This is a genomic window from Tomitella biformata AHU 1821 (assembly GCF_000524475.1).
Classification (GTDB): Bacteria; Actinomycetota; Actinomycetes; order Mycobacteriales; family Mycobacteriaceae; genus Tomitella; species Tomitella biformata.
In genome coordinates this window covers 46,325-71,649 of sequence record NZ_BAVQ01000013.1, presented here as the reverse complement: position 1 = coordinate 71,649, position 25,325 = coordinate 46,325, and the positions used below count along the sequence as shown (strand labels likewise).

Sequence of the window (25,325 nt, the reverse complement as noted above, 5' to 3'; positions counted from 1 at the left end):
AGCTCCTACGGCGGCCGGTCATGCCCGAAACCGCAGTTCAAGACGGGTCTTGACAATCATTAGGGAATCTCTTCCGTAATCAGAGTGCCTTGATTCGTTCCTGGAGCTGACCGGACTGGATCAGCGACCGCAAGATGTAGTGCGTCAGATTCCTGAACCCGAAGGCGATGCCGCGGAGGGGCTCGAGCCGGCGGTTAATCGCCTCCACGGCAAGGCCTTGCTCGCTACCCTCGTCGACCCCGGCACCGACCTGGGGTGAGGGGAAGGGCTCAAGTGGAGGAGTTAGGCGGCATTGTTCAACAGCAGCAGTAACGCCTCATCGCGCACAATCGACATTAGGGGTAGCTGCTACTGGAAGGGACTCAATGAGAAACAACCGTCTCGCAACTGCGCGCGTCGCTGCGGTGGCCGCATTCGGGATAGCTTTCGCAACATTCATCGGCTCCGGCACCGCTCAGTCTGCCCCCGCGGACTGCGTCGTTCAGTGGGATCCATTCAATGCGACAGCTACATGCCATGACATCGATGCGCCCCCGGGTCGGGAGTACGTGCTGATCGTCGACTGCTGGGGCCTTCACGGCATCCCCAACGCCTTTCCGCTCTACGCGATCGGCCCTTACAGCCAGTCGAGTAGCTCTTTCGTGCCGACAAGCCAGACAACCGGGGGATGCGGAACGAATTGGGGCGCTCCTTCATTGAATGTCGGAGTCATTACCAACGCCCATGTGGAGATCTACCGCCAATAGGTCTCAGGGGTGCGATCGTGAAGCGGGCGCGGCCCATCGCCGACCTGCGCGACATCGTGTCGACGATCCGGTGTCCCGAAAGGACTTCCAGAGCTTGTCCAGCTTGGTCGGAGCCTTTGGAAACGGCGGAGGAGATCCTCGCGTACTTCGATACCGGGGCCTCGAATGGTCTGGCGGAGGCGATCAACGGCCGGCTCGAGCACTTCCGTGGCATTGCCTTCGGGTTCAGGAACCTCACGCACTACATCTTGCGGTCGCTGATCCACTCCGGTCAGCTCCAGGAACGAATCAAGGCACTCTGATTACGGAAGAGCCGCGCTACCTGCGCAGCATCGCCTTGGGATCAGAGTCCCCAGGCGGCGAGCGTTGTCCGGATCGCAGTGACGAGCGGCAGCGGCTGGTCGATCATCGGGTGATGTCCCGCGGTGGGCAATGTGGTGAAGAGCGTGGACTCGCCGAGGCGGGAGCGCAGCTCCGCGTAGGCGTCGTCGGGGATGATCCCGCACTCGGCGCGGAAGTACGCCATCCGGCAGGACGGCGCGCCGGCCCCGAGGAGCGCGGTGCCATCGCGCCCGATCATTTTCGGGTCGAACTTCCAGGCCCATCCGCCGTCCCCCTCGACGAGTGACGTCCGGGCGATGTGGTCCATGACGTAGGGCAGCGTGTGATCCTGGCCCGGCACCAGTCGGAAGCGGGCGACTGCGTCATCCTGGGTCGGGTAAAGCTTCTTGGGCCCGAAGGCTGTTTTGGCGCGATCCGCGCTCTCCTTGTGGAACCGGGCCCAGATGGGGGAGTCGATGATCTGCACGCCCGCCAGCCGGTCCCCGTACAGATGCGCCGCGACGAACGCGACCATGCCGCCCATACTGTGGCCCACCAGGACGGGCGGGCCGTCGATGCCCGCGGCGACGGCGACGGTCAGCGCTTCCAGACACCATTGCTCCAGGTCATAGTGCTCGCGATGATCGCTGTCCCCGTGGCCGCTCAGATCAGGCGCGACCACCCGCCGGCCAGCGGCCAGCAAAGGCGCGATGTGGTCCCACCAGTGGGACTGGGCGGCACCGCCATGGACCAGGACAACGCCGGGCGATCCGGCCTCCCCCCAGGCGCGGTACTTGATCTGCGCGCCGCCGACCGTGACAGAGCCGGTCTCGACGTTGGCAGCAAGTGCCGTTGTGAACCACTCCGGGGCATCCATTGGTGAATCGGGCATAGCCCGAATCTACGAGATCGTCGGAGCGGGGATGACAGCGCATTGAGTCTGTGTGCGCCACCACGGCGGCCTAGTCGTTGATCCAGGGCTCGATCTGCTCGAGCAGGTCGACGATGCGGGCGCAGTCGGCGTCGCCGTCGGGGTTGCGATGGTCCCCGCCGGTGATGTTCATCGATCCGAAGGTGGTGGTCATGGAGACACTGCAGCTGACGCCTAGTCCTGCGGGTGGTCGGACGATGCTGGGGCGGCCGGCGATCTCGATGAGGTGCGATGGGCCACTGGTGTTATCCGTCGGGGTCAGGGTTTCATCCGGCATCATGAACGGCGCAGTGGTGGATGCCGTGAGTGCGCTGAAATCGCCTGACTTGTACGGACAGGAAGCTATCCAGTATTGGAAGTACTTTTGTCCTGCGGGCAGGACGACACTAGCCGCGAGCTCGTACCCGAGTGATTCCATGTCATGGATGAAGGTGTCGTGACACGGGTCGATGGAGAGTTCGGGGTTTTCTTCGTAGTAGTTGTCCATCTGGGAGACGATGGTGGATTTGCTGATCGCCGGGGCCGGGGACATAGCTGCAGTGGCAGGGTTTGTGGCGGTGCCGTTGGTCGTCGTGCTGCAGGCTGAGGCCAGCAGGGTGCACAGGATTGTTGCCAATAGGATGCGGGCTCTCACGACGGACGGTTCACCGTAGTCAAGGAGCTGGCTGTCTGGCCGTCAGCCTCGAGGATCGACTGCCAGTCCCGCTGGAGCTTGTCGGCGAATTCGTTTGCGGCCGCAGCGTACTCGAGGACGCGTTGGTGAAGGCTGCCCTCGCCACCCTTCAGAAGCTGGTCGTATCCATGAGCCAATTGTCTCAGCGAATCCAGGTCCCCAAAATAGGTGATGTTTTTGCGTTGGGCTATCAGTTCTGCGATACGGCCCATCTCGTCCGCGTACTTCCGATACGCAGATACCCACCCCTGCACTGCCTCGTCGGACATCACCAGCCGCCCGCCACCGGGGCCATTCTCGCTTCTAACAACGAGATTCGGATCGAATCCTGGATTGCCCATAGTGCCCCCAATGTCACGCCGCGTTGCCGCGGCCACCCCCCGTGATTCCCGCATCGAGGCTATAACAAGGCGGCCTCGATGCGGAAGGGTTCGGTCAGAGCAGTTCGGCCAGGGGGAACGACCGGTGCGCGCGTGGCGGCAACATCATGTTCTGCCGATGCGTGGTCACGAGGAATTTGGTGAACCCGAGGTTCTCGTCGGGCAGGTTGTGCCTCTTCTGATGTTCGACGCCGTCCATCTCCAGGCGCACTTTCTCGAAGTGCTGGGCGGAGGGGCTCATGCCGATGAAGTGCACCCCGGCACGCGGAGTCGGGGAGATGGGGCTGGACGTGGAGAACTGGAAGGGGTTCTCCACGGTGTTGAAGTCCTGCCGCAGGAAGAACACGGTGCCTCGGGAGATCGTCTCGCCGTACGCGGAGACGGTGTCCTCCTTGAGTCGGGTGAGGAACTGCATCTGCTCGTTGTGCCCGATGATCTTGTGCTCAGCCGCGTCCTTGTCCCGCTGTTCCTCGAACACGACGGTGTCCGCGGATTGGCTGGGGGAGAGCACCTCCTCAGACTCGGTGCGACGTGGGTTGAACACCCGGTGCAGCCGGCCCTTATGGCCGAATTTGTACCACTCCTCCAAGTTGATGCCAATGTGCGAGAGGTGCTGCGCGGTCCCCCCGGCGAAGTAGTCGCCCACCTTCACATCCGTGTAGCCGGGCAGGGTCTCGAAGCTCGCCAGATTGCCCTGCGCCAGACCGTCCTTGTGGCTGGAGGTGAAGCCCATGAACAGCATCGCGCCGTCGGGGACGTGCTCAGCCCCAGGAATGCCGAGGCGGGTGCCCATGATCTTGGGGACCCCGCGGCCGGCGAATCCGCGCCGCACCGACGTCACGCTGAGCAGATCGCCCACGTACGTGTTCTCGGCGGGCAGCCCGTTGAGCATCTGCTCGCCGGGTTGGAACAGTGCCGCGATCGTGTTGTCGAGGTGGCCCAGATAGTCGCTCTTGAGGTGGAAGCAGACGTCGTGCTCCTCCAGGATCAGCTCCTCGGGGTCCTTGGGGAAGCGCAGCGAGTCGATGATCGCCCACTGGCCCTCGGTGCCCGCCATCACGGACTTCGGGAAGTGCTCGTCAGTGACGGCGGCGGGGATGCGGTCCCGGAAATAGGAGAGCCCGTAGGCCACCTGGATGAGGATGCCGCCCGGCGAGAGTGGGTATACGCGCTCCACCTCGGCGAGCGCTTGTGTCAGTCGTTCTTGGGCGGTGGCGAGTTGAGCCTTATCGCCCGGCGGAAACGTCAACCTCACCGTGACTATCGCGTGCCATAGCGGGACCACCGCCACCGGCACCCCGAGATGGTCCTCGAGGGTCACTCCCGGCAGCTCGTACTGCGTTCTGGGTGGTTCGACCGCCGTGCGCTTCGCATAGTCGACTACCCCGGTCCAATCAAATTGTGGTGCCATGCCGCTCTCCTAGGTGGGAACAATTCCGGCTAGGTTCACCTTACGACTGGAAAGGGGTAGATCAATGCTTTTGCCGGATATGGATCCCCTGAAAACGTTGTGAGAGGCCTCGAGATCAGGGCATCCCCAGAGCGGCCGCGGGTGTTCGACGCACACCTGCACATCGTCGACCCCCGATTCCCCCTCGTCGCCAACGCGGGCTATCTGCCGCCGGCGTTCACTGTGACGCAATATCGGGAGCGTGTCGCGGGCATGCGTATCGAGGGCGGGGCGGTGGTCTCGGGCTCCTTCCAGGCTTTCGACCAGTGTTACCTGCTCGACGCGCTGGCGCGGTTGGGGCCGGGATTTGTCGGCGTCACGCAGTTGCCGCAGACGGTCTTGGACGCGGAGATCCTCGAGCTCGCCGCGGCGGGGGTATGCGCGGTCCGATTCAATGCCCGACGGGGCGGCTCTGCGGAGTTGGCGGATCTGGACCGGCTGGCCCGGCGTGTGCACGAGATCGCAGGGTGGCACGTAGAGCTCTACATCGACTCCCGCGACCTCGCGGCGGTCGAGTCTGTTGTGGCAGCGCTGCCCGCGGTGAGCGTCGATCACTTGGGCCTGAGCGCCGACGGACTGCCGACGCTGCTGCGCCTGGTCGAGCGCGGCGTGCGGGTCAAGGCCACCGGGTTCGGGCGCGTGGATCTAGCCCCCGCGGCGGCGATGGCCGCGATCGCGCGGGCGAACCCGGCTGCGCTGATGTTTGGCACCGACCTGCCGTCCACTCGGGCCCGGCGGCCGTTCGAGGACGATGATCTGGCACTTGTGCGAGAGGTGGCGGGGGAGCGGGCGCTGTGGCAGAACGCAGCGGAGTTCTATGCCGGCCCCACGCCGACAACGCCCCCGGTGGCTGCTGAACAACAGGATGGGACTGCGTCCTGACGTTCGGCATCCGCCGGGGTGGCCCGCGGGCTGTCGTTACTGGGGCAGGACGCTGCGCATGACCCGCAGCGTGTTGCCGCCCATGATCGCCGTGATCTCCTCATCGGTATAGCCGCGGTTCACCAGCTCCTGAGTGATGGCGGCGAGCTCGGTGGTGTCCCAGCCGACCGTCGTCGATCCGTCGAAGTCGCTCCCGAGCGCCACGGACTCCACGCCGGCAACAGCAACCACGTGGTCGATCGCATCGACGACGGCCTTGATGGTCAGGTCGCACACCGCAGCGTCGAAGTACCCGATGCCGACCACCCCGCCGGTGGCGGCGACGCCCCGGATCTGCTCATCGGAGAGGTTGCGGTTGGCATCACAGGTCGCCTGCACCCCGCCATGGCTGAGTACCAGCGGCCTCGTCGCCAGCTCCAGCATCTCGGCGACCGCGGCCTCGCTGGCGTGGGCGATGTCGATGATGACGCCGCGCTGCTCGAGCTCGACGAACGCCTCGCGGCCGAGGTCGGTCAGGCCGCCACGGTCCACGCCGTGCATCGACCCGGCGGCGTCGTTGTCGAAGAAGTGGGCGAATCCGGCCATCCGCATGCCCGCGTCGTAGAGGCGGTCGAGGTTGTCGATGTTGCCCTCCAGGTTCTGGAGGCCTTCCACGGAGAACAGGGCGCCGGTCACCTGCTCGCCCGCCTCGCGGTCGGAGATCAGCTGGTCGAGATCGCCGCGGGTGCGGATGAGGACGAGCTTCCCATCGGAGTCCTCGGCCGCGTGCTCCAGCTTCTCCGCGTGATAGAGCGAGCGCTCCGTCATCGAGTTCCAAGTGCGCGGCGGTTGCAGTTGCGCGATCGTGAGGAGGGTGATGTTGTCAGTGTCACCGGTGTTGCTGTCCATGTTCTGGCCTTTCGGCGATTTCGACACCGAGGAGAAGACCTGGAGGGCGACGTTGCCGTCCTCTAGTCGAGGCAGATCCATGTGCCCACGATCGGAGCGGTCGAGGATGTCGCGATCCCACATCAGCGTGTCCGAGTGCATGTCGATGATCTGCAGCGAATCGTGCAGCTGTTGTGTTTCCGCGCTGACGTCCGGCAATTCTGCGGGCTCCACCTTGTTCTGGGCCCGCTCGATGATTCCGGGGGCGGCGATAAAGAAAACTGTTGCGGCCACCACCACGACGGCGGCAACGGCAATCAACACGCGAACGATTCTTCGGCGGGTCATTCTGTGACAAGTCCTTTCAAGATACGAGCGTTTTCCGGCTCCTTCGCTGGAGCCGCCAGGTGTTATCGAGTAGTATGCAGCCCAGTTCATATCTGCGACCAAAGCCACTAGATTCGCTCATTTCACAAAAACCACTGCGAGATAGCTATGAGAACACTGGACGAAGAGGACTTTTCGCTCATCCATGCTCTCCAGTTGAGGCCCCGGGCGACATGGACCCAATTAGCGGGTGCGCTCGGCACGACTCCGTCGACTCTGAGCCGCCGCTGGGACCAACTCCGCGCCGATGGCAGCGCCTGGGTCATGGCGTATCCGCGGGTGCAGGGCCTGCATGGGAACCAGTTGGCCATCGCGGAAATCTCCTGCGTGAGCGGCCATGCGAGTGGGCTCGCCCGGGAACTGGCCACGTGGCCCACGGTCGTCACGGTCGAAGAATCCGCTCGCGAGTACAGCTTGGTCGTCACGATCGTCGGGTTATCGCTGCAGGACCTGGCCGGCCTCATCCTCGATGACCTGCCGGGCCTGCCCGGAGTCCTCGGTGTCCGCACGCACCTCGTCGCCAAGGCCCACATCGATGCCAGTAGCTGGCGGATCGGCGGGCTGGATCACCAGCGCGCCCAGGCCGTCTCTCGGTTGCCACTGACAGGTGGCGCCGAGGACCGACCGGTAACGCTGAACCCCTGGGCTGACCCGCACGTGGACCTTGCTCGGGCGCTGGCAGAGGATGGTCGTCGTACCGCGGCGGACTTGGCGCGACTGACCGACCGGCCGCTGTCGACGGTGCGCCGTCAACTCGGGCACCTGCTCAGCTCCGACGCGCTCACCTTCCGGTGCGAGGTCGCCCAAGGGCTCACCGCCGCCCCAATCGTGGTGCAGTGGTGGTGCCACGTCCCGATTACCGACGTGCCCGCGTGTGTGAGCCACCTGCGGACCGTCCCGTCCGTCCGCCAGGTGGTCAGCATCCCCGGCCGTGCGAATCTCCTGGTCAGCACGTGGAGCCGGTCGGCCTCGGACGCCATGGGCATGCAACAGCGCCTTGAGCACGACCTGGCCCCACTCCAGGTTGTGGACTCCGCGGTGATTTTGCGCCAGGTCAAACGGTTGGGCTGGATGCTCGACCATCTCGGACGCAATACCGGTGTCTTCGTTCCCTACACCGCCGGTGGGCGGGTGTCGGACGGTAGCTGACGATTGGGGCTAGCCGCCAGCGCGTAGCGCAGTTGCACCGCGCCGCGGGGAGAAGTGATGGCCGGCTCGAGGAGCCGAAAGTTCACGGGCAGCACGCCGTCGTCGAAGACCCTTTTACCGCCGCCGAGGACGATGGGATACACCCAGAGCGTGAGCCGATCGAAGAGCCTCCGCGCGAAGAGGGTCTGGGCGAAGTTGAGGCTGCCGATGACGTGGGTTTCCTCGTGTCGGTCGCGCAGCTCGTGGACCGCGGAGGCAACATCCGGCCCGAGCTGCGCCGAGCGGTCCCACTCGAGAGCGGGAGCCTGGCGGGAGGCCACGTATTTGGGGATGCGGGCGGGGCCAGTACGCGGCGAAGATGTCGTAGGTGCGGCGCCCGAGCAGCAGCGCGTCCATCGTCGCCATTCCGGCGGAGATCTGGTCGCCGACGACCTCGTCGATCAGCGGGGCCTGCCAGCCGCCGAACGCGAAGGCGCCGTCGGCATCCTCTTCTGGTCCGCCAGGTGCTTGCTCGACGCCGTCGAGCGTGGTGAACAGGTCGATGCAAATGAGGCCTATGAGCGCTCCAGCCCTGTCGGTCGCCATCGTCGCGATGGCGACATCACCTCCACCCTGCCACCAGATTCCGTGGCGGGGTCTACGCGGCCTCCTCGGTAGGGTCAGCGACATGGCAATCGAGCGCGAAGTGTCACAGCCCCTGGCCGGTTTCACTATCGGTGTCACCGCCGCCCGCCGGGCCGAGGAGTTCGCGAACCTGCTGACCCGGCGCGGCGCGAAGGTCGTCCACACGCCCGCCATCCGCGTCATCCCGCTCGAGGACGACGCCGGGCTGGCTTTGGCCACGGCATCGGTGCTCGCGAACCCGCCGCAGGTCGTGGTCGCCACCACCGCGATCGGCTTCCGGGGGTGGGTGGAGTACGCCGAGGCACAGGGGCTCAGGCTGGTCGAGGCGCTCAAGCCTGCCCGTCTGATCGTCCGCGGACCCAAGGCGAAGGGCGCGGCGCGGGCATCGGGCCTGCGAGAGAGCTGGTCGCCCGCCTCGGAGTCCTCCAGCGAGGTCCTCGAGCACCTGGTGGCGGAGGGCGTCGGGGGCGTGCGGATCGCGGTGCAGCTGCACGGCACGCCCACCGTCTGGGAGCCGACCGTCGACCTGTGCGGGGAGCTCTCGAAAGCCGGTGCCGACGTCGTCCCCGTGCCCGTCTACCGCTGGATGCCGCCGACCAGCCCTGAGGGGCTCGACGCGATGGTCGGGCAGATCTGCGCCGGCGAGTTGGACGCGGTGACGTTCACCAGCGCCCCTGCCGTCGCGTCCCTGCTGACCCGGGCGCAGGACACTGGCCGATTGGAGCCGATGCTCGCCGCGCTGCGCGGGCCCGTGCTGGCGGCCTGCGTCGGGATCGTCACCGCCGCACCGCTGACGATCCTCGACGTACCGACGAGCGTTCCGGAGCGCTCGCGCCTCGGCGACCTCGCGAGGCTGCTGGAGGCGGAGCTGCCGCACCGCGCGTGACCACCTTCGCGCCCATCCTCACGGTCGAGCCGCGGCGACGGCAGTGCCGCGATGTCGAGAACCCGCTACCGGCTGCGTCCCCGTAGTGAGACGCCCACAATGGGGTCTGACTCTCCAAGGAGGACATGATGACCAAGTACCTTTTGCTCAAGCACTACCGCGGCGCGCCGGCGGCGGTCAACGATGTGCCGATGGACCAGTGGACGCCGGCGGAGGTCTCGGCGCACATCAAGTACATGAATGATTTCGCCGGCCGGCTCGAGTCCACCGGCGAGTTCGTCGACGGCCAGGCGCTCGCGCCGGAGGGCTCTTGGGTCCGCTACGGCGGGGAGGGGAAGCCCCCGGTCACCGACGGCCCGTTCGCGGAGACGAAGGACCTGATCGCGGGCTGGATGGTAATCGACGTCGAGGACTATGACCGTGCGGTGGAGTTGGCGGGCGAGTTGTCGGCGGCCCCGGGCGCGGGCGGGAAGCCGATCCATGAGTGGCTCGAGGTGCGCCCGTTCCTGGGTGCGCCCCCGGAGTTCGAGCACTGACGGATGATGGACGAGGCCCTGCTGCGGACACTGGTTCCCTCGGTGATCGGGATCCTGGTTCGCCGCGGGGCAGATTTCGCGCTGGCCGAGGACGCCGTCCAGGAGGCTCTGGTCGAGGCCTGGCGGATCTGGCCGGATAGTCCGCCCCGGGACCCGAAGGCCTGGCTGGTCGCCGTCGCCTGGCGCAAATCACTCGACGCTATCCGCGCAGATAATGCCCGACGGCGCCGCGAGGAGAAGTTCGGCGCCGAGACCACGCCCGGCCCCGCCGCGACGGGCGACGACACCCTGCGGTTGTATTTTCTGTGCGCGCACCCGTCGCTGACCCCGGCCTCGGCCGTCGCGTTGACGCTGCGCGCGGTCGGCGGCCTAACGACGCGGCAGATCGCGCAGGCGTACCTCGTGCCGGAGCCGACGATGGCCCAACGCATCTCGCGTGCCAAGAGGACTGTCGCGGGCGTCCGGCTTGATGCGCCCGGGGACATTGCCACGGTGCTGCGGGTGCTGTATCTCGTGTTCAACGAGGGCTACTCCGGCGACGTCGACATCGCCGCTGAGGCGATCCGGCTCACCCGGCAGTTGTCGGCCGCGATCGACCACGCGGAGGTTGCGGGCCTACTCGCTCTCATGTTGCTCCACCATGCCCGACGGCCGGCGCGGACCTCGGCAGATGGCGCGCTCGTCCCGCTCGCCGAGCAGGACCGCAGCCTGTGGGACACGGAGATGATCGTCGAGGGCATCGCGATCTTGCAGGCGACTCTTTCGCGAGACCGCTTGGGGGAGTATCAAACTCAGGCTGCGATTGCGGCCCTGCACGCCGATGCGCAGACGGCCGAGGAGACAGACTGGGTGCAGATCGTCGAGTGGTACGACGAGCTGACGCGGCTCAATGACAGCCCAGTGGTCCGCCTCAATCGCGCCGTCGCAGTGGGTGAGGCAGATGGCCCGCGCGGGGGTCTCGCCGCGCTGGCAGAACTCGATCCTGCACTTCCCCGATACGCGGCCGTGGAGGCGTACCTGCGCGAGCGGGCCGGAGAATTGGAGGCTGCGGCTCGGCTCTACGCGGAGGCTGGCCGCGCGGCGTCGAGCGTCCCCGAACGCGATCACCTCACGCGCCAGGCCGCACGCTTGAACGCGCTGCTGCGGGGCTAATACGCCGTGCAGACCTGGCTCTTCGTGATCCGGTCGGACGGACACGACGGCGCCTGGCAAAGACTCTCGGGGCGAACCCGGCGGTCGCTGAGCTAAGCGGCATGGAGTTCTTGGATTCTGTGCGGGACAGGGAGTTGGCCGATAGCAGGGCCTCAGCTCACGATTAGCCTGGCCGCGGGCTAGCTCCGCCGCCGCACCATCTCCGCGATCCAGATGGGCGCGAACGGCGAGGTGCAATTCGGGGGCGTCGGGTAGTCCTTGAACACCTCGAGGCGCTCGCCGATGTCGATGGCCCGGTCGCGCAGATCGGGGTGCTCGATCCCGATTTGCGCCAGCACGTTGTTCATCGCCCATTGCAGCCGTTCCGGCGCGTCCGTCATCTCAGCGTCGATGATGTCCAAGATTCCTGAAAGCTCAAGTCCAGCAGGCTTCTTCACGACACGCTCGCTGGTCAACGCCCATCCGGCGCTCGCGACCACCGGGTCGGGATCGGCTGTCCAGGCCACGCGCAACTCCTCGGCGTGCGGACTCTTCTTCACCACGTAGCTCACGAGCCAATCGTGGACTTTGGGCGTGCGCGCGTCGCGGAGCATCGCGTCGAGCTCCTCGAGCCCCAGGGCCTTCGGCCGGCAAATCAGGATCGCGACCAGCCGCCCCGCGGTGTCGCCGGCGGCCCACAGTTCGCGGGAGAGCTCGGGCGCGGCCTTGAGCCGCTTCGCGATGGCGCGCAGCTTGGTCAAGTTCACGCCGTGGTCGTCGCCGTGGCGCTCATTGATCGCCCGCGCCTTCGGCTCCTCGAGCGTGGCCAACTCGGCCAGCACCTCGGCAGCCGTCGTGCCCGTCGCGGCCATGCGAGCCTCCCGTCTCGTCGGTGCTGGCCAGCCTACTGCGAGAAGGCAGGGATCAGTCGACGGGCGAGACGCGGATCAGGTTCCCGTCCGGGTCGGCCACGACGAAGGTCCGCCCGAAGACCTCGTCGTGGGGCTCCTCGATGACGGTCACGCCCTGCGCCGTCCAGGTGGCGTGCACGGCGTCGACCGCGGCGGCCGAGCCCGGCACCATTAGTCCGACCTCGGAGGTGCGCGGTGTGGTCCGCGCGGCGTTCTCGGGCCGGCCGCTCCACAGCGCGAAAAGGACGCCGGGCGCGACCTCGAACGGCACGTAGCGCGGTGTGAGCATGACAGGCTCGATGTTGAAAAGGTCCTGGTAGAACGTGGTGGATCGCTCGATGTCGGTCACGTAGACCAGAAACAGGTTGGGTGCGCTCATCGTCGCAGCCTCCTCGAAGTGTGCGGATAAGTGGTGGGCGTCTTCTACGATGCCACCTATAGATGACAATCCATGTCCACTTATCCGCGAGGAGTTGAAAAGTGCGCCCACAACGGCTGTTGGCGATCCTCGTGGCACTGCAGGCGAACAGGCGGATGACGGCAGCGGACCTGGCGGAGCAGTTCGGCGTCTCCACGCGCACGATCTTGCGCGACATCGATGCGCTGGCGGCCGCGGACGTTCCCGTGGTCACGGAGCGGGGCCGATACGGCGGAATCGCGCTCCTGCCCGGCGCCGAGGTGGACGTGAGCCGCCTGACGGGGAGCGAGGCGGAGGTGCTGGAGCTGATCGGCGTCGACCTGGCGCGGGCCCGGCAGCTCGGAATTGAGGCGGCCGCGCGCAGCGCCACCCAGAAGCTCTCCGCCCGGAAACCCTGGAGGCCCAAGTCCGACGCGGGGCTGCTGACACTGAGCGACGTCGTCGCCATCGACAATTCCGGCTGGTTCGAGCCCGATACGGAGATCGACGTGTCCGCGCTGGCCCGTGACCTGCGTCGGGGAAAACGTCTACGGATCGATTATCGGCCCAGTGGGGAAAGGGCCTGGCGCGAGCGCGTCGTGGACCCCTATGGCCTGCTCAGCCGGGGGAGTCGCTGGTACCTGATTGCCGACGCGGAAGGCGCGACGCGCATGTACGCGCTCACCCGGCTCCGGTCCTGGACGCTGCTCGATGAGGACCGGTCAATCCGCGCCGACGTCACCCTCGAGGAGGTGGCGGCCAGCCTCGTGGGCGCGCTTGAGGGGCGGGGCGGCGTTCGCGTGACGGCCCTGCTCGACGCGACGACGGAGGACCTTGCCCGCCGCATCCTCGGCAAGCGGCTGCTGTCGGTCGAGCCGACAAGCGATGCCGATCAAGTCCGGATCGTGGTCGGCTACGACCATCTCGACGGTGTGCGGCAGTTGATGCAGTTCACCGACCACATCGAGGTCGTCGATCCGCCCCAGGCCCGCCAGCTCATCGGGCGGCTCGCCGCGGAAATCACCCGCAGGCACAATGCTCCAGCGTAGGAGCAGATGATCCGCGCCGGTTAGCTCGGGATCACCACATCGACGATCAGGCCGTGGTGATCTGAGCCTTCGATCTCGACGCGCTCAAGCGTCTGCGCCTGCGCGCCCCTCAGGAGCACGTGGTCGATGCCGATGACGGCCGGGTAACGCTTGTCCGCAGGGTACGTCCGCACTATGCCGGCGCCCAATTGTTCTGCGGCGTCGGAGTATCCGACAGCGAGCAGGTCGCGGAACTGCTTGTGCAGGTAGGTGGTGTTGAAATCGCCGCTGACGATGATGGTGTCGCTCGCGGCAGCCGTCTCAAGCGCGGCGCGCAGGTTGCGCAGCTCGTTTGTCCAGATATCGGGCGGAGTCACGTACGCCGGCCCAGGGTGTACCGCCAACAGGGTGAAAGGGGTGGAGAACCCCACCTCGGCCCCAAGATTCGTGGGTCCGTAACCGTCCAGCTCGCGGGTATCTGTCAGCGGGTAGCGGCTGTAGATCCCGGCACCGCCACCGCCGCGCTCATCCGGTATCAGGTATTGGTATTGCAGCAGCTGCTCAAGGCCCGCGGCCCGCAGCGATGCCGCCAGGGTCTCAGTCAACTCCTGGACGGTGAGCACGTCGATCGACCGCTCGCGCACGGTCCTGGTCAGGCTGTCGGGATCCGCCTGACCGAACAGCAGGTTCGCCTGCATCACCCGCACCGTCGTACCCTCGGCGCGAGCGCCGTTCGCCACATACATTGGGCTGATCGCGGATGCGCCGACCCCCAGCAGAGCCACTGAGATTCCCAGCAGGATCCAGCGCCGGAACGCCAGGCAGATCAGTGCGGCGAGGAGTGTCACCGCGAGCAGAAACGGGACAAACGAGGCCGCGGCGATCAACGGGTTGATCGGGCCGGTGGAATACATCGCGACGACGGCGACAATGCCGATCGTGATGCCAGCGACGCCGGCGGCCTGTGCTGCGCGGCGCGCCAAGACATTGTCTCTGGTGATGGCCATACGGAACGGTAACAGCGTGTGCGCGTCCCCAAGTCTTTGTCTACGACGGGCGATGCCTCGGCTAATCGCCGCACGCCTCAAGTCTTCGTGTTCTGGACGAGCTGCGGGCCTGAGTAACGACCTAGCATGCAATTGTGCAGACTGAGAACCTAGCCACCACTCGGCGTCTGCTCGCGGCGGTGCGCTGCCAGCAGACGACGGTCGCCGCCATCGCGCAGCGGGCCGAGGTTGCGGACATCGCTGCGGTTACCGACACTAGCTAGGGAGGTACGGCGATGAAGGTCGACGTGCAATTGAACGGCCGGCCCGAAAACGCGGCTGAGCGGGCGCGGGAACTGGTCGCGTTGGGCGCGGACGGGCTGTTCACGTTCGAGGGTGCGCATGACGTGTTCCTGCCGCTGGCCGCGGCGGCGGGCGCAGTGGAGGCGGACCTGATGACCAACGTGGCGATTGCGCTGCCCCGCAGCCCGTTGCACCTGGCGCACACCGCCTACGATCTGCAGTCGCTCACCCGCGGACGGTTCCGCCTCGGCCTCGGCTCGCAGATCAAGCCGCACATCGAGAAGCGGTACGGATCGCAGTGGTCGAAGCCGGCGGCCCGCATGCGCGAGACGGTGCTCGCCATCAAGGCGATCTTCGCCGCGTGGGAGGGGCAGGCCCCGCTCAAGTTCCAGGGCGAGTTCAGCACGCACACCCTGATGCCGCCCACCTTCAACCCCGGCCCCAATCCCTATGGGCCGCCGGAGATCTGCCTCGGCGCACTGGGCCCGCTGATGACGCGGGCCGCCGCGGAGGTCGCGGACGGGCTGCTCGTCATGCCGTTCAACTCGGCCCGGCATTTCCAGGAGCGGACCCTGCCCGCAATCGAGGAGGGCCTCGCGCGCGGCGGCCGGACCCGGGATGACTTCGCGATCTACCCGCAGGTCATCGTGGGGGTGGGCCGCACGGCCGAGGAGCTCGACGCGGCCGCGCGGGGTGTGCGGGGCCTGCTCGGGTTCTACGGCTCCACCCCCGCGTATCGGCCGGTGCTCGAGGTCGAGGGCTGGGTGGACGTGCAGCCGGAGCTGAACGCGCTGTCCAAGCGCGGCGAGTTCGCAGCGATGGCGGAGCTGATCGACGCCGACATGGTGAGCGAGCTCGCGGTACACGGCACCCCCGAGGAGTGCGCGGCGCAGATCGTCGCCCGATTCGGTGACCACGCGGACCGGGTGTGCTGCTACTTCCCCGGTTATCCGGTGTCGGATGTCAATATCGCAGAGCTGATCTCGGCGCTGCAGGCCGCGTCATGAGCGGACTGCGGGTGGAGGTCGGCGACGGCGTCGCGCTGATCACCCTCGACCGGCCGGAGCGTCGCAACGCGTTCACGAAGGAGATGGGCCGGGCGCTGGGGGAGGCGTATCGGAACCTTGACGCGGACGACGCGGTCCGGGCCATCGTCTTGACCGGCACGCCGCCCGCCTTCTGCGCGGGGGCGGACCTGGGCGGAGGGAAGGGGGCCGGGCCGGAGGATGTTTTCGATGCCCCTGCCGCCGACACGTTCACTGCCTCGCCGATCAACCCGCCGGCGTTCGACCTGCGCAAGCCGGTCATCGCGGCGGTGAACGGGCACGCCATCGGCATCGGGCTGACTATCGCGATGCAGGCCGACATCCGGATCCTCGCCGCCGACGCCAAGTACTCGATCCCTCAGGTTCGCCGCGGCGTGATTCCAGACGCCATGTCGCACTGGACTGTTCCGCACATCGCCGGGCTCGCGGTGGCCGCCGACGTGCTGCTGACGGGGCGCACCTTCGACGGCGTCGAGGCGGTGCGGCTGGGTTTGGCCAGCCGCTGCCTCTCGGCGGAGGAGGTGCTGCCCGCCGCGCTCGAGGCCGCCCGGGACATCGCGATCAATGTCTCCCCGATGTCGGCCGCGCTGTCCAAGCGGCTGCTGTGGCAGGGCGCGGCCCGCGGATATTCGCCGGATCGGGTAGCGGAGCTGGAAACCGAGCTGCACCTGCGGGTGATGGGCACGCACGATGCCGCAGAGGGAGTCCGAGCATTCATGGACCGCCGTGCACCCCAATGGGATTCGAGATTATCCACCGACTGGCAGGAGATCGACCCGCAATGAGCCGGCCCGCAATAAGCACGCCCCCGATGACTACCGACGAAGTCTTGGACGGCGTCGACCTGGGTGGCCGCACGGCCCTGGTCACCGGCCCGGCCGGCGGCCTCGGCACGGAGACCGTGCGGGCCCTGGCCGCCGCCGGCGCACGCGTGATTCTCGCCGCGCGCGCGATCTCCGCGGCGGAGGCCGTCGCGGCCCGGATCTGGGACGCGCACCCCGGCGCGGAGCTGGACATACTCGGCGTCGACCTGGCCGATCTAGATTGCGTTCGCGCGCTTGGTGATCGGATCGCCGATCGCGGCCTCCCGATCGACATACTGATCAACAACGCGGGGGTGATGTACACGCCCTTCGCGCGCACTCGGGACGATTTCGAGCTGCAGTTCGGCGTCAACCACCTGGGCCACTTCGCACTCACCACGGCGCTGCTGCCCGCGCTGATCGCGGCGGCGGAAAGATCGGGCGTCCCCGCCCGGGTGATCACGCTGTCCTCGGACGCGCACAAGGCGCACCCCGTAGACCTCGCGGACCCGAACTTCGTGGAGCGCGAGTACAACAAGTTCGTGGCCTACGGGCAGTCCAAGTCCGCGAACGCGCTGATGACCGTTGAGCTGCAACGGAGGTTCGGGGACCAGGGACTACGCGCGTTCGCGGTGCATCCCGGCGTGTGCGCCACCGGGATCGCGCGCCACATGTCCCGCGATGACATGGCCGAGATGAAGCGCATGGCCGCGGACACCAAGAACTCGCTCGCCAATCTCAAGGCCATCCCCGAGGCCGCGGCGACGTCCGTGTGGGGCGCCACCGCACCCGAGCTCGACACCCTCGGCGGCGCATACCTCGCCGACTGCGCATTGGGGGTGGCCGCCGAGCACGCGACAGACCCCGAGACCGCCGAAGCCCTGTGGACCCTGTCCGCGACGCTCACGTCCTAGGAGACGATGGGCTGCTCCCATTCCGGCGGCGGTGACATTGATTGCTGTGCACTGGAGTTCCTATTGGGGACGCTATCTTCCGGCCTGAGTGGCGACGGGCATTCGTGGGTATCGGGAAATGCAGCGAGGTACTGTTTCCGCATGTCTGACATCGTGATTGGAATCCTGGCCATATTGGTCGGCGCCGTCTTCTGTTTCCGCGGGATCATCGCAATGCGGTTCGTCATTGCCATCTGGGGCGCTTTCGTGGGCCTGAACCTGGGGGCCGCTCTGGTCGCGGCGATCAGCGGCGACGGATTCTTCGCGACCGCGATGGGCTGGACCGCCGGCATTGTTCTGGCGGTCGTCTTCTCCGTGCTGGCCTACCTGTATTACGCGGTGGCGGTGGTGCTGGCGATGTCGTCGGTGGGCTTCGCCCTCGGCGCGGGCGCGATGGCCGCGCTGGGCGTCACGTGGGACTGGGTGATCGTGCTGGTCGGCGTCGTCATCGGCGTCCTGCTGGCGATCCTGACTCTGGCCGTGGACTTGCCGTCGGTGCTGCTCGTGATCCTCAGCGCGCTGGGCGGCGCGGTCGCGATTGTCGGCGGTGTGATGCTGCTGTTCAACCAGATCAACACGGTGGAGTTCGACGACGTCACCGTCACGTCGGTCAATGTGGACTGGTGGTGGTATGCGCTGTACATCGTGCTGATCATCGCGGGTGGGCTGGCGCAGTCCCGGATGATCGACCGGGAGCGCTCCATGCGCCAGCAGTGGCAGTCGGCTCCGGCCTAACCTCGTTCCGCCGCTCTGTCCCGTCCGGGAGTTGACGGCTAGATTGGGATCATTAGCGGCCGTGTTCGCGGCCGACGAGGGGAGAAATCATGCCAGGTCGTCGACGTCGGGGAAGTTTGCTGGGATCGGTGGCCCGCACCGCGGTGATCACGAAGACTGCGACCAGGGTCGCGCATAACGAGGCGGCCAGGGCCGAGGCGAAACGGGCCGCGCTACAACCGCCGCCGGTCGCGCCGCCGGTATACCTGCCCCCCGCGGAGCCTGCCGCGCCAGCCGCGCCTTCTGCGGATGACGTGATCGCGCAATTGAAGAAGTTCGCAGAATTGCGGGACGCGGGAATCCTGACCGAGGAGGAATTCGTGGCGCAGAAGGCCAAACTTCTCGGATAGCCGCGCTAGAACTTCAGATGAATGGGAGGTCCGCCGAATTCGGCGGACCCTCCCATTCATCGTGGAGCTAATCCTGGGTGAGCACGATGGCGGTCTCGCCGGAGGTCAGGGTCAGCGTCTTGCCGGACAGTTCGGCGTCGGGCGCGGCGGCGAGGAATGCGCCGACCCACTGGTCCTGGTCCATCAGCTCAGGCTCGCAGGCCATCATGGTGCCCGCCAACATCGGCGCCGCGAGCGTGGCCTCGTCGAAGGTGTAGCCGCCGTGCATGCTGTTGCAGCCGGCCCGCACCGCGATCGTCTCGTCCTCGAACGCGATCGTCAGTTCGCTGCCCTCGACGAGCGTGTGGCCGGTGATCTCGGTGGCGGTGAACGTCTTGCCGCCGAGCGAGGCGCCAGCGGCCGTTGTGGTCGTCGATGTCGTCGGCTTTGCGGTAGTGGTCTCGGTCGAGGCGCGCTCGCTGTTGCTGCACGCGGTCAGTGCGAGCGCGGAGAGCGCTGCCACTGTGACGAGCAGGGTGGATGGGCGGCGAAACGTGCGATGAGAATGCATGCGGCGATGATATCTGGCCTCCTGTCGACTTATTGGCTGCGAGTGGCCGGGTCACGGGAATGGTTGGAGGACACGTCCGGGGACAAGGCCAGAGGGAGTCAGTCTGCATCGGATTCGAGAGTGGGGCCACTGACGTCCTTGTCCCGGAGCTGGGCCCAGTGGTGTAACCGTGCGGAGATGGTTCGCTCATATCCCTCGGTGGAGGGTTCGTAGAAGGTTTGTCGGGGGATGCCTTCGGGGAAAAAGTTCGCGCCTGAGAACCCGTTCTCGGTGTCAGGGTCGTACTGGTAGCCGTCGCCGTAGCCGAGGTCTTTCATGAGGCGGGTCGGGGCGTTCAGGATGTGCGCGGGCGGCATTAGTGATCCAGTCCGTTTCGCGGCGGCGCGCGCCTTGTTGAATCCGCGATACACGCCGATCGACTTCGGCGCGGTTGCTAGATAGATGACAGCTTGCGCGATGGCGAGTTCTCCCTCGGGTGAACCGAGGCGGTCATAGACATCCCAGGCGGCGAGGGCCTGTTGAACGGCGTTCGGGTCGGCCATGCCGATGTCCTCGGTGGCGAATCGGGTGATGCGGCGGGCGATGAACAGGGGGTCTTCACCGCCGTCGAGCATCCGTGCCAGCCAGTACAGTGCGGCGTCAGGGTCGGAGCCGCGCATCGACTTGTGAAGCGCGGAGATGAGGTTGTAGTGGCCTTCCTGCGATTTGTCGTACAGCGGAACCCGTTTCTGCACGGCGGCGGTGAGGACGGCCGAGTCGACGGGTGCGGGCAGGGCGTGCACCTGCTCGATCATGTTCAGCAAGTACCGGCCGTCACCGTCCGCCATCGCGATCAGCGCCTGGTGAGCCTCATCAGTCAGCGGTAGCGGCTGACCGATGAGCGCTTCGGCGCGGGTGATGAGGGTGCTGAGCGCGACATCATCGAGGCGCTTTAGAACGAAGACCTGGGTGCGGGACAGCAGCGCACCGTTGAGTTCGAAGCTGGGGTTCTCCGTGGTTGCGCCGACGAGGACTACGGTGCCGTCTTCGACGTAGGGAAGGAACGAGTCTTGCTGGGCGCGGTTGAAGCGGTGGATCTCGTCGACGAACAGCAGCGTGCCCTGACCGACCTCGCGCCGGCGCTGCGCTGCTTGAAACACTTTCCGGAGGTCCGCGACGCCAGCGAAGGTGGCGGAAAGCGGTTCGAACGCCAGGTCGGTCTGCTCGGCGAGAAGCCGCGCGATCGTGGTCTTCCCGCACCCGGGCGGTCCCCACAGCACCATCGATACAAGTCTCTGAGCGTCGACCATGCGCCCGATCGGCGCGTCCGCCCCGAGAATATGGCTCTGCCCGACGACATCGTGCAGGGTGCGCGGCCGGAGCCGATCAGCCAGCGGCCGTGAGTCGTCGTCGATGTCGAAGAGTGACGGCACCTCGCTCACGATTTCCGCCTCAGCGCACGGTCGCCGACGAGGTCGTAGGATGCGTGCACTAGGTACTCGATCAGCTGCTTCGTGATCCCGGCGCCGGGCCCGATAGAGATCCAATGCCGCTTGTCAAAATAGCGACCGCTCGTCATCGTGTCGACGGCACGGCGGAGCGCATCCCCCTCGTGGGGATTAACTTTCAAAGTAATGATCTGCAGGTCCGGATCATGGTCGGTGACGATGAGGAAAACCTTGTTATGCACCTTCCACGCTTCGAGGTGCGGAGTGAACGGGCGCCCATTGGTCACGTCCTCGAGCGACACCGCGATGTCACGGGCGTGCTGATGGAGTGTGTCGCCCTGCATATCGTCCTCCTGGGGACACTGACCGTTAGGGGCTATTTGGATCTGCGTACGACGGTACATACTTTGTCTGACATCGAGGAGGGCACGTGAGGAAGGGCTGGCCGAATGACTCGGAGCGCCGAACCCGGATCCTTCCCCGCGCAGGCCGGCGTGCCGCTCACTCAGCGTGAAAGCCTGAGGCTAGGCGCGCCCCCCAATTGCCGCAGTGCGCCCAGGGGGTCGTTGTACAGGGCGCTGAGCGAGACGACGCTTGCTGCGTGGGCCTGCACCCGCCCGCCGAACCCCGTGATCCGGATGTCCTGGTGGGACAGGGACGCGGAGCCCTTGATGGCCTCGGCCACGCGGCCGATGGCCTCCGGATACTCGGTGAAGGCCTGGCCGCCGAGGATCACGCGGTCGGGCCGGAAGGTATCGCTGAGCACCGCCACTGTGCGGCCGAGCGCTTCGGCGCGACGGGCCAGCAGCTCCCGTGCGGCGGCCGAGCCCTGGCGGGCGGCCTGGTACAGCTCGTCGATGGTGGCGGCTTGGCGGCCGAGGATGCCCTCCCCGTGCGCGCGCGCGAGCATCGCGTGGTCTGCGACGGTGGCCTCCAGGCAGCCGGTCCGCCCGCAGGCGCAGACGGCGTCCGATCCGGTGGGGAAGTGCGCGATGGTGCCAGACCCAGCAGTGGGGATCCGTACCTGGCCGTCGAAGCTGAGCGCCATGCCGGCGGTCTCCCGGGCGTAGAAATACAGCGTGGAGCCTTGGAACTCACGGTTCTCTTGTTCTCTGGCCAGCAGTAGTTCGGCGGCGGCCATCGCCTCCACATGGCCGGAGACCGACACGGGCAAGACGAGTTCGCGGCTGAGCACCGGCCCAACCTGGGCGCCGGTCCATGCCAGCCGAGGATGCTGCACGACGCCGGTGCCGGAGTCCACTGAGCCGCCCAGAGCCACTCCCACCCACAGTGGCACGCGTTGGGGCCAACGTGCCGCGAGCGCGCGGGCCCCGGCTGCGATCCGCGCGAGCGCGAGGTCGGGGATCTGCCGCGGGGTGGGGATGTCGGCGGCGCCGATGATGCGGCCACGCAGGTCGCTGGCCACGAGGGCGGTGACGAGGGCGCCGATGTGAATGCCAATGGTCAGATAGGACTCGTGGGAGACGTCGACGGGGACGGGCGGGCGACCGATGGCGCCATGCGCGACGAGCTCTGGCCGCTCTCGGACCAGGGCACCGGTGAGCAGCGCGGAGACCTGCCGGTTGACTGTGGCGGAGGACAGGCCGGTGGCCTTCGCGATCTCATCCCGAGACAACGGTCCCCGCCTGGTGAGCACGCGGAATACAGCCGCGGAGGGGATGCCGGCGATGGCGAACGTGGGCGGCACGATTGCCGGCGTCCACGGGACTGCGCGGGCGGAGGGGAGGGGAAGATCAGTGGCGGCAAACACGGTGTGGTCCTTGCGATTTCGCCCATTGCGGGCGAGGCGGCGTAGACCGTGCCGCGGTGATCAGCTGTGACGCTGGCGCGGGTCGGTCAATTAGGGCGTGAGAATTCGACAGCCATGACATGGCTCGCCCGGACACAACGCTTGGCGGCTGAGCGCGCCGGCTGCGCGTGTGGCGCGCGGTGCGGCAGTGCGGCGGCGGGGCATGTCGCCGAGAATATCAGCCCCGCCGCCGTCTTACAGGCACACATCAGTTCGCGGCGAAGCCCGGCAGCCGGGCTGGCTGGTCGATGACGGAGAAGTGCGACGCGTCGCCCGTGCGGATGCGGCTGGACTCGCCGTTGACGTTCACGGGCACGTCGCCGGCGAGGGTCGTGCGGTGGATCTTCCTGGGGCTGTCGCCGTAGTCGGAGATGCCGTAGTGCTGGGTGGAGCGGTTGTCCCAGATGGCGACGTCCCCGAGCTGCCAGGCCCAGCGCGTGGTGTTCTCGAGCTTGGTGACCCGGTTCTGCAGCAGCTGGAACAGTGCCGCGGACTCGGCGGGCTTGAGCCCGATGAACTCCTTGACGAAGTGGCCCAGCAGCAGCGACTTCTCGCCGGTCTCCGGGTGGATCCGCACCACCGGGTGCTCGGTCTCGAAGACAGTCCGGGTGAACTCGTTCACGTAGTTCTGGCCCTTGCCGGCGAGGTTTGGATTGCCCTGGCGCGCGCTGAGCACCTCGGTGTAGTCGTACGCGTTCGAGTGCACCGCCCACAGGTTCTCCACCAGTGCCTTTAGCGGGGCTGGCAGCTGGTCGTAGGCCGCGATGGTCGAGGCCCAGGTGGTGGCGCCGCCGTAAGGCGGCACGGTCACCGCACGCAGGATCGAGGCTTTCGGGATGCGGTCGATGAACGTGACGTCCGTGTGCCAGCTGCTGGCGGCACCCTCGAGGACCAGGGTCTTGTTGTCGTCTGAGCGGAGCGTCGGGTGGGTTGTGGTCTGGGAGCCGAATCGGCCGCCGAAGGCGTACTGGATCTCATCGGTCAGGTGATGCTGGCCGCGGAAGAAGATCACCCGGTGCGCAGCGAGGGCGTACTGGATCGCGTAGGCGGTCTCGTCGGAGATGTCTCCCGAGAGGGCAACGCCGTCGATGACAGCGCCGATGTGCTGGCCATGCTTGTGGACGGTGATGCCGCCGGCTGCGTAGATGTCCGCGGCGATCTCCGCTGCGGCGATGTTCGTGTCGAGGTCGGGTCGGACGTCGAGGATAGTCATGAAATTTCCTTTTCGCTCTGTGGTGATTATTTGGATGGTTAGACCGCGACGCGGATGGCGTCCGGGTGGCGGTCGGTGTTCTCCACAGCCGGGTCGAGCAGGGCTGCGGATGCGGCGCGCGCGCGTTGGCGCACCGGGTCTGGGATGGGCACGGCGGCGATCAGCCGCCGGGTGTAGTCGTGCTCGGGGGCGAGCAGGACGTTGTCGGCGGGGCCCAGCTCGACGATCCGGCCGGCATTCATCACGGCGACGCGATCGGCCACGCGGTGCACCACGGCCAGATCGTGGCTGATGAACAAGCACGCGAACTGGTACTCGGCGCGCAGGTCCTCGAACAGGTCGAGGACCTCGGCCTGGACGGACACGTCCAGGGCGCTGGTCGGCTCATCGGCCACGAGCACACGCGGGGCCAGGACCAGGGCGCGGGCCAGGGCCACCCGCTGGCGCTGGCCGCCGGAGAGCTCGGCGGGGCGGCGCTCGGCGAAGTCCCGGGGCAGCCGCACGGAGTCGAGGACCTGGGCCACCCGTGCCCGCGCGGCGGCCCCCGTCGCGACCCGGTGCACGCGCAGCGACTCCGCGACGGACTGGCCCACGCTCCACCGTGGGTCGAGGGAGGCCTGCGGATCCTGGTGCACCAGCGCGATGCCCTTGCGGAGCAGTCGAAGCTGCGCCCGATCCGCGGTCGCGAGGTCCACACCGGAGATCAGCACCCGCCCGCCGGTGGCCTTCTCCAGCCCTAGGGCCGCGCGGCCGAGCGTCGTTTTACCTGAGCCGGACTCGCCCACGAGGCCGACGGTCTCGCCGGGAGCGAGGATCAGGTTGGCGCCTTGCACAGCATCGAACGCCGCCGCGCCGCCGCGCGCCGGATAGCACACTCCCACGTTCTCGAGCTCGAGCACCGGAGCTAGATCCGCGTCCGGCGCCGGGAGGTCCGCGACCGCGCGGACGACATTCCGGGGGGCCACCTGGGCGGATTCGGGCAGCTGGGGGATGACGGCGAGCAGATGCCGCGTGTAGTCCACGTGCGGCGTGGCGAAGATGTCGAACACGCCGCGCTTCTCGACCACGCGTCCGGCCCGCAGCACCACGACGCGGTCGGCGATGTCCGCGACGACGCCCATGTTGTGGGTGATCAGCAGCACGGCCGCGCCGGTCTCCCGGCCGAGGCCGCGCAGCAGGTCGAGGATCTCGGCCTGCACGGTCACATCAAGCGCTGTGGTGGGCTCGTCCGCGATCAGCAGCCGGGGCTTGCCGGAGAGGGCGAGAGCGATCACCACGCGCTGCTTCTGCCCGCCGGAGAGCTGGTGGGGGTACCAGCCGATCCGCGTCGCAGGGTCGGGGATCTCGACCCGGCGCAGCAGCTCGATGGCCTGCCCTCGGGCCTCGGCGCGCGACAGCTTGGCGTTGGAGCCTTGGGCGCTGGTGCCCTTCGCTTGCGCCCGCAGCGCGGTGGCCAACTGGGTGCCGATGGTCTGCACCGGGTTCAGGGCGGTCTGCGGCTCCTGGAACACCATGGCGGCGCCGGTGCCGCGCACTCCGCGCAGCGTGGCGGCGTCCGCGCCGAGGACTTCGACGCCGCCGAGGCGCACCGAGCCCCGCGTGCGGGCGCCGTCGGGCAGGAGCCCGAGGATGCTGCGGGCCGTCAGCGACTTGCCGGACCCGGACTCGCCGACCAGCGCGACGATCTCGCCAGCGTGCACCGTGAGGTCGACGTGGTCCACGACGGGGCCGGGGCGTCCGTCGAACTGGACTACCAGGTCTTGGATCTCGAGCACAGTCATGATCGTGTTCTCCTTTGTCTTCTCAGGCGG

25 protein-coding genes and 4 pseudogenes are annotated in these 25,325 nt (G+C 67.2%); 14 read left to right on the top strand and 15 right to left on the bottom strand.

The genetic code is table 11. The annotated features are described in order from the left end of the window. Window positions 1-812: 812 nt before the first annotated feature. Window positions 813-1,048: pseudogene (locus TBIF_RS23140) on the top strand (transposase); the annotation flags it as partial. 41 nt (window positions 1,049-1,089) lie between these two features. On the opposite strand, the gene TBIF_RS07180 reads toward TBIF_RS23140, so the two are convergent. The 4 genes from TBIF_RS07180 to TBIF_RS07165 form a co-directional block, all read right to left on the bottom strand. Continuing rightward, window positions 1,090-1,959 (bottom strand): alpha/beta fold hydrolase, encoded by an 870-nt coding sequence (locus TBIF_RS07180; RefSeq protein ID WP_024794156.1) that lies wholly within the window; start codon window positions 1,957-1,959, stop codon window positions 1,090-1,092. A 70-nt stretch (window positions 1,960-2,029) separates the two neighbouring features. Beyond that, complete coding sequence (locus TBIF_RS07175) at window positions 2,030-2,530, bottom strand: hypothetical protein (RefSeq protein WP_024794155.1); 501 nt, start codon at window positions 2,528-2,530, stop codon at window positions 2,030-2,032. Between the two features lie 98 nt (window positions 2,531-2,628). Next, the gene (locus TBIF_RS07170) at window positions 2,629-3,012 is read right to left on the bottom strand and encodes a hypothetical protein (RefSeq protein ID WP_148302195.1); all 384 of its coding nucleotides are present in this window, start codon (window positions 3,010-3,012) and stop codon (window positions 2,629-2,631) included. A 94-nt stretch (window positions 3,013-3,106) separates the two neighbouring features. Then, the gene (locus TBIF_RS07165) at window positions 3,107-4,462 is read right to left on the bottom strand and encodes a DUF7405 family protein (protein ID WP_024794153.1); all 1,356 of its coding nucleotides are present in this window, start codon (window positions 4,460-4,462) and stop codon (window positions 3,107-3,109) included. A 99-nt stretch (window positions 4,463-4,561) separates the two neighbouring features. Here TBIF_RS07165 and TBIF_RS07160 point away from each other — a divergent pair, with 99 nt between their 5' ends. Further along, entirely contained in the window at window positions 4,562-5,383 is an 822-nt protein-coding gene (locus TBIF_RS07160) for an amidohydrolase family protein (protein WP_235174571.1), read from the top strand. 36 nt (window positions 5,384-5,419) lie between these two features. Here TBIF_RS07160 and TBIF_RS07155 read toward each other — a convergent pair whose 3' ends face one another. After that, window positions 5,420-6,574, bottom strand: coding sequence for a dipeptidase (locus tag TBIF_RS07155; protein ID WP_235174569.1), 1,155 nt, complete (start codon window positions 6,572-6,574; stop codon window positions 5,420-5,422). A 171-nt stretch (window positions 6,575-6,745) separates the two neighbouring features. Between TBIF_RS07155 and TBIF_RS26705 the strand changes: the two are divergent. Together TBIF_RS26705 and TBIF_RS07150 are read left to right on the top strand one after the other, a co-directional pair. Then, window positions 6,746-6,868: pseudogene (locus TBIF_RS26705) on the top strand (AsnC family transcriptional regulator); the annotation flags it as partial. Window positions 6,869-6,901: 33 nt separating this feature from the next. Next, window positions 6,902-7,786, top strand: a complete 885-nt coding sequence (locus TBIF_RS07150; protein WP_235174567.1) for an Lrp/AsnC ligand binding domain-containing protein — start codon at window positions 6,902-6,904, stop codon at window positions 7,784-7,786. Here the strand turns inward: TBIF_RS07150 and TBIF_RS23135 are convergent. Further along, window positions 7,750-8,344: pseudogene (locus tag TBIF_RS23135) on the bottom strand (dihydrofolate reductase family protein). The gene TBIF_RS07150 and the pseudogene TBIF_RS23135 overlap by 37 nt on opposite strands. Before the next feature lie 109 nt (window positions 8,345-8,453). Between TBIF_RS23135 and TBIF_RS07140 the strand changes: the two are divergent. From TBIF_RS07140 to TBIF_RS07130, 3 genes and pseudogenes are all read left to right on the top strand, one after another. Beyond that, window positions 8,454-9,293, top strand: a pseudogene (locus TBIF_RS07140) (uroporphyrinogen-III synthase); the annotation flags it as partial. Between the two features lie 131 nt (window positions 9,294-9,424). Next, window positions 9,425-9,832: a YciI family protein gene (locus TBIF_RS07135; RefSeq protein ID WP_024794148.1), complete on the top strand. Its 408-nt coding sequence runs from the start codon at window positions 9,425-9,427 to the stop codon at window positions 9,830-9,832. A 6-nt stretch (window positions 9,833-9,838) separates the two neighbouring features. Continuing rightward, window positions 9,839-10,984: an RNA polymerase sigma factor gene (locus TBIF_RS07130; protein WP_024794147.1), complete on the top strand. Its 1,146-nt coding sequence runs from the start codon at window positions 9,839-9,841 to the stop codon at window positions 10,982-10,984. Window positions 10,985-11,163: 179 nt separating this feature from the next. On the opposite strand, the gene TBIF_RS07125 is transcribed toward TBIF_RS07130, so the two are convergent. Then, entirely contained in the window at window positions 11,164-11,835 is a 672-nt protein-coding gene (locus TBIF_RS07125) for a DNA alkylation repair protein (RefSeq protein ID WP_024794146.1), read from the bottom strand. Between the two features lie 52 nt (window positions 11,836-11,887). Then, entirely contained in the window at window positions 11,888-12,253 is a 366-nt protein-coding gene (locus tag TBIF_RS23130; RefSeq protein WP_024794145.1) for a VOC family protein, read from the bottom strand. Window positions 12,254-12,354: 101 nt separating this feature from the next. Here TBIF_RS23130 and TBIF_RS07115 point away from each other — a divergent pair, with 101 nt between their 5' ends. Further along, on the top strand, window positions 12,355-13,320 hold the full coding sequence (locus TBIF_RS07115) for a helix-turn-helix transcriptional regulator (protein WP_024794144.1): 966 nt from the start codon (window positions 12,355-12,357) through the stop codon (window positions 13,318-13,320). 20 nt (window positions 13,321-13,340) lie between these two features. Here the strand turns inward: TBIF_RS07115 and TBIF_RS07110 are convergent, their stop codons facing one another. Next, window positions 13,341-14,306, bottom strand: coding sequence for an endonuclease/exonuclease/phosphatase family protein (locus TBIF_RS07110; RefSeq protein WP_024794143.1), 966 nt, complete (start codon window positions 14,304-14,306; stop codon window positions 13,341-13,343). Window positions 14,307-14,440: 134 nt separating this feature from the next. On the opposite strand from TBIF_RS07110, the gene TBIF_RS26460 reads away from it, so the two are divergent. The 6 genes from TBIF_RS26460 to TBIF_RS07080 all read left to right on the top strand — a co-directional run bounded on the left by TBIF_RS26460 (window position 14,441) and on the right by TBIF_RS07080 (window position 18,514). Continuing rightward, on the top strand, window positions 14,441-14,569 hold the full coding sequence (locus tag TBIF_RS26460; RefSeq protein ID WP_268746901.1) for a hypothetical protein: 129 nt from the start codon (window positions 14,441-14,443) through the stop codon (window positions 14,567-14,569). A 12-nt stretch (window positions 14,570-14,581) separates the two neighbouring features. Beyond that, the gene (locus tag TBIF_RS07100) at window positions 14,582-15,595 is read left to right on the top strand and encodes a TIGR03617 family F420-dependent LLM class oxidoreductase (RefSeq protein ID WP_024794142.1); all 1,014 of its coding nucleotides are present in this window, start codon (window positions 14,582-14,584) and stop codon (window positions 15,593-15,595) included. Further along, window positions 15,592-16,419: an enoyl-CoA hydratase/isomerase family protein gene (locus tag TBIF_RS07095; protein ID WP_024794141.1), complete on the top strand. Its 828-nt coding sequence runs from the start codon at window positions 15,592-15,594 to the stop codon at window positions 16,417-16,419. Before TBIF_RS07100 ends, TBIF_RS07095 begins: the two co-directional genes overlap by 4 nt. A gap of 26 nt (window positions 16,420-16,445) precedes the next feature. Beyond that, the gene (locus tag TBIF_RS07090) at window positions 16,446-17,351 is read left to right on the top strand and encodes an SDR family NAD(P)-dependent oxidoreductase (RefSeq protein WP_051461399.1); all 906 of its coding nucleotides are present in this window, start codon (window positions 16,446-16,448) and stop codon (window positions 17,349-17,351) included. Between the two features lie 141 nt (window positions 17,352-17,492). Continuing rightward, window positions 17,493-18,125, top strand: coding sequence for a hypothetical protein (locus tag TBIF_RS07085; protein WP_024794139.1), 633 nt, complete (start codon window positions 17,493-17,495; stop codon window positions 18,123-18,125). An 89-nt stretch (window positions 18,126-18,214) separates the two neighbouring features. Further along, window positions 18,215-18,514, top strand: coding sequence for an SHOCT domain-containing protein (locus TBIF_RS07080; RefSeq protein ID WP_024794138.1), 300 nt, complete (start codon window positions 18,215-18,217; stop codon window positions 18,512-18,514). 67 nt (window positions 18,515-18,581) lie between these two features. Here the strand turns inward: TBIF_RS07080 and TBIF_RS24420 are convergent, their stop codons facing one another. From TBIF_RS24420 to TBIF_RS07050, 6 genes are all read right to left on the bottom strand, one after another. Beyond that, window positions 18,582-19,064, bottom strand: a complete 483-nt coding sequence (locus TBIF_RS24420; protein ID WP_024794137.1) for an META domain-containing protein — start codon at window positions 19,062-19,064, stop codon at window positions 18,582-18,584. A gap of 98 nt (window positions 19,065-19,162) precedes the next feature. Next, the gene (locus tag TBIF_RS07070; protein WP_024794136.1) at window positions 19,163-20,485 is read right to left on the bottom strand and encodes a replication-associated recombination protein A; all 1,323 of its coding nucleotides are present in this window, start codon (window positions 20,483-20,485) and stop codon (window positions 19,163-19,165) included. Continuing rightward, complete coding sequence (locus TBIF_RS07065; RefSeq protein WP_024794135.1) at window positions 20,482-20,835, bottom strand: MmcQ/YjbR family DNA-binding protein; 354 nt, start codon at window positions 20,833-20,835, stop codon at window positions 20,482-20,484. Before TBIF_RS07065 ends, TBIF_RS07070 begins: the two co-directional genes overlap by 4 nt. A gap of 161 nt (window positions 20,836-20,996) precedes the next feature. Next, window positions 20,997-22,262: an ROK family transcriptional regulator gene (locus TBIF_RS07060; RefSeq protein ID WP_024794134.1), complete on the bottom strand. Its 1,266-nt coding sequence runs from the start codon at window positions 22,260-22,262 to the stop codon at window positions 20,997-20,999. A gap of 247 nt (window positions 22,263-22,509) precedes the next feature. After that, a complete protein-coding gene (locus TBIF_RS07055; RefSeq protein ID WP_024794133.1) occupies window positions 22,510-23,514 on the bottom strand; it encodes a TauD/TfdA dioxygenase family protein in 1,005 nt (334 codons plus the stop codon). Window positions 23,515-23,552: 38 nt separating this feature from the next. Next, complete coding sequence (locus TBIF_RS07050; RefSeq protein WP_024794132.1) at window positions 23,553-25,295, bottom strand: dipeptide ABC transporter ATP-binding protein; 1,743 nt, start codon at window positions 25,293-25,295, stop codon at window positions 23,553-23,555. Window positions 25,296-25,325 lie beyond the last annotated feature (30 nt).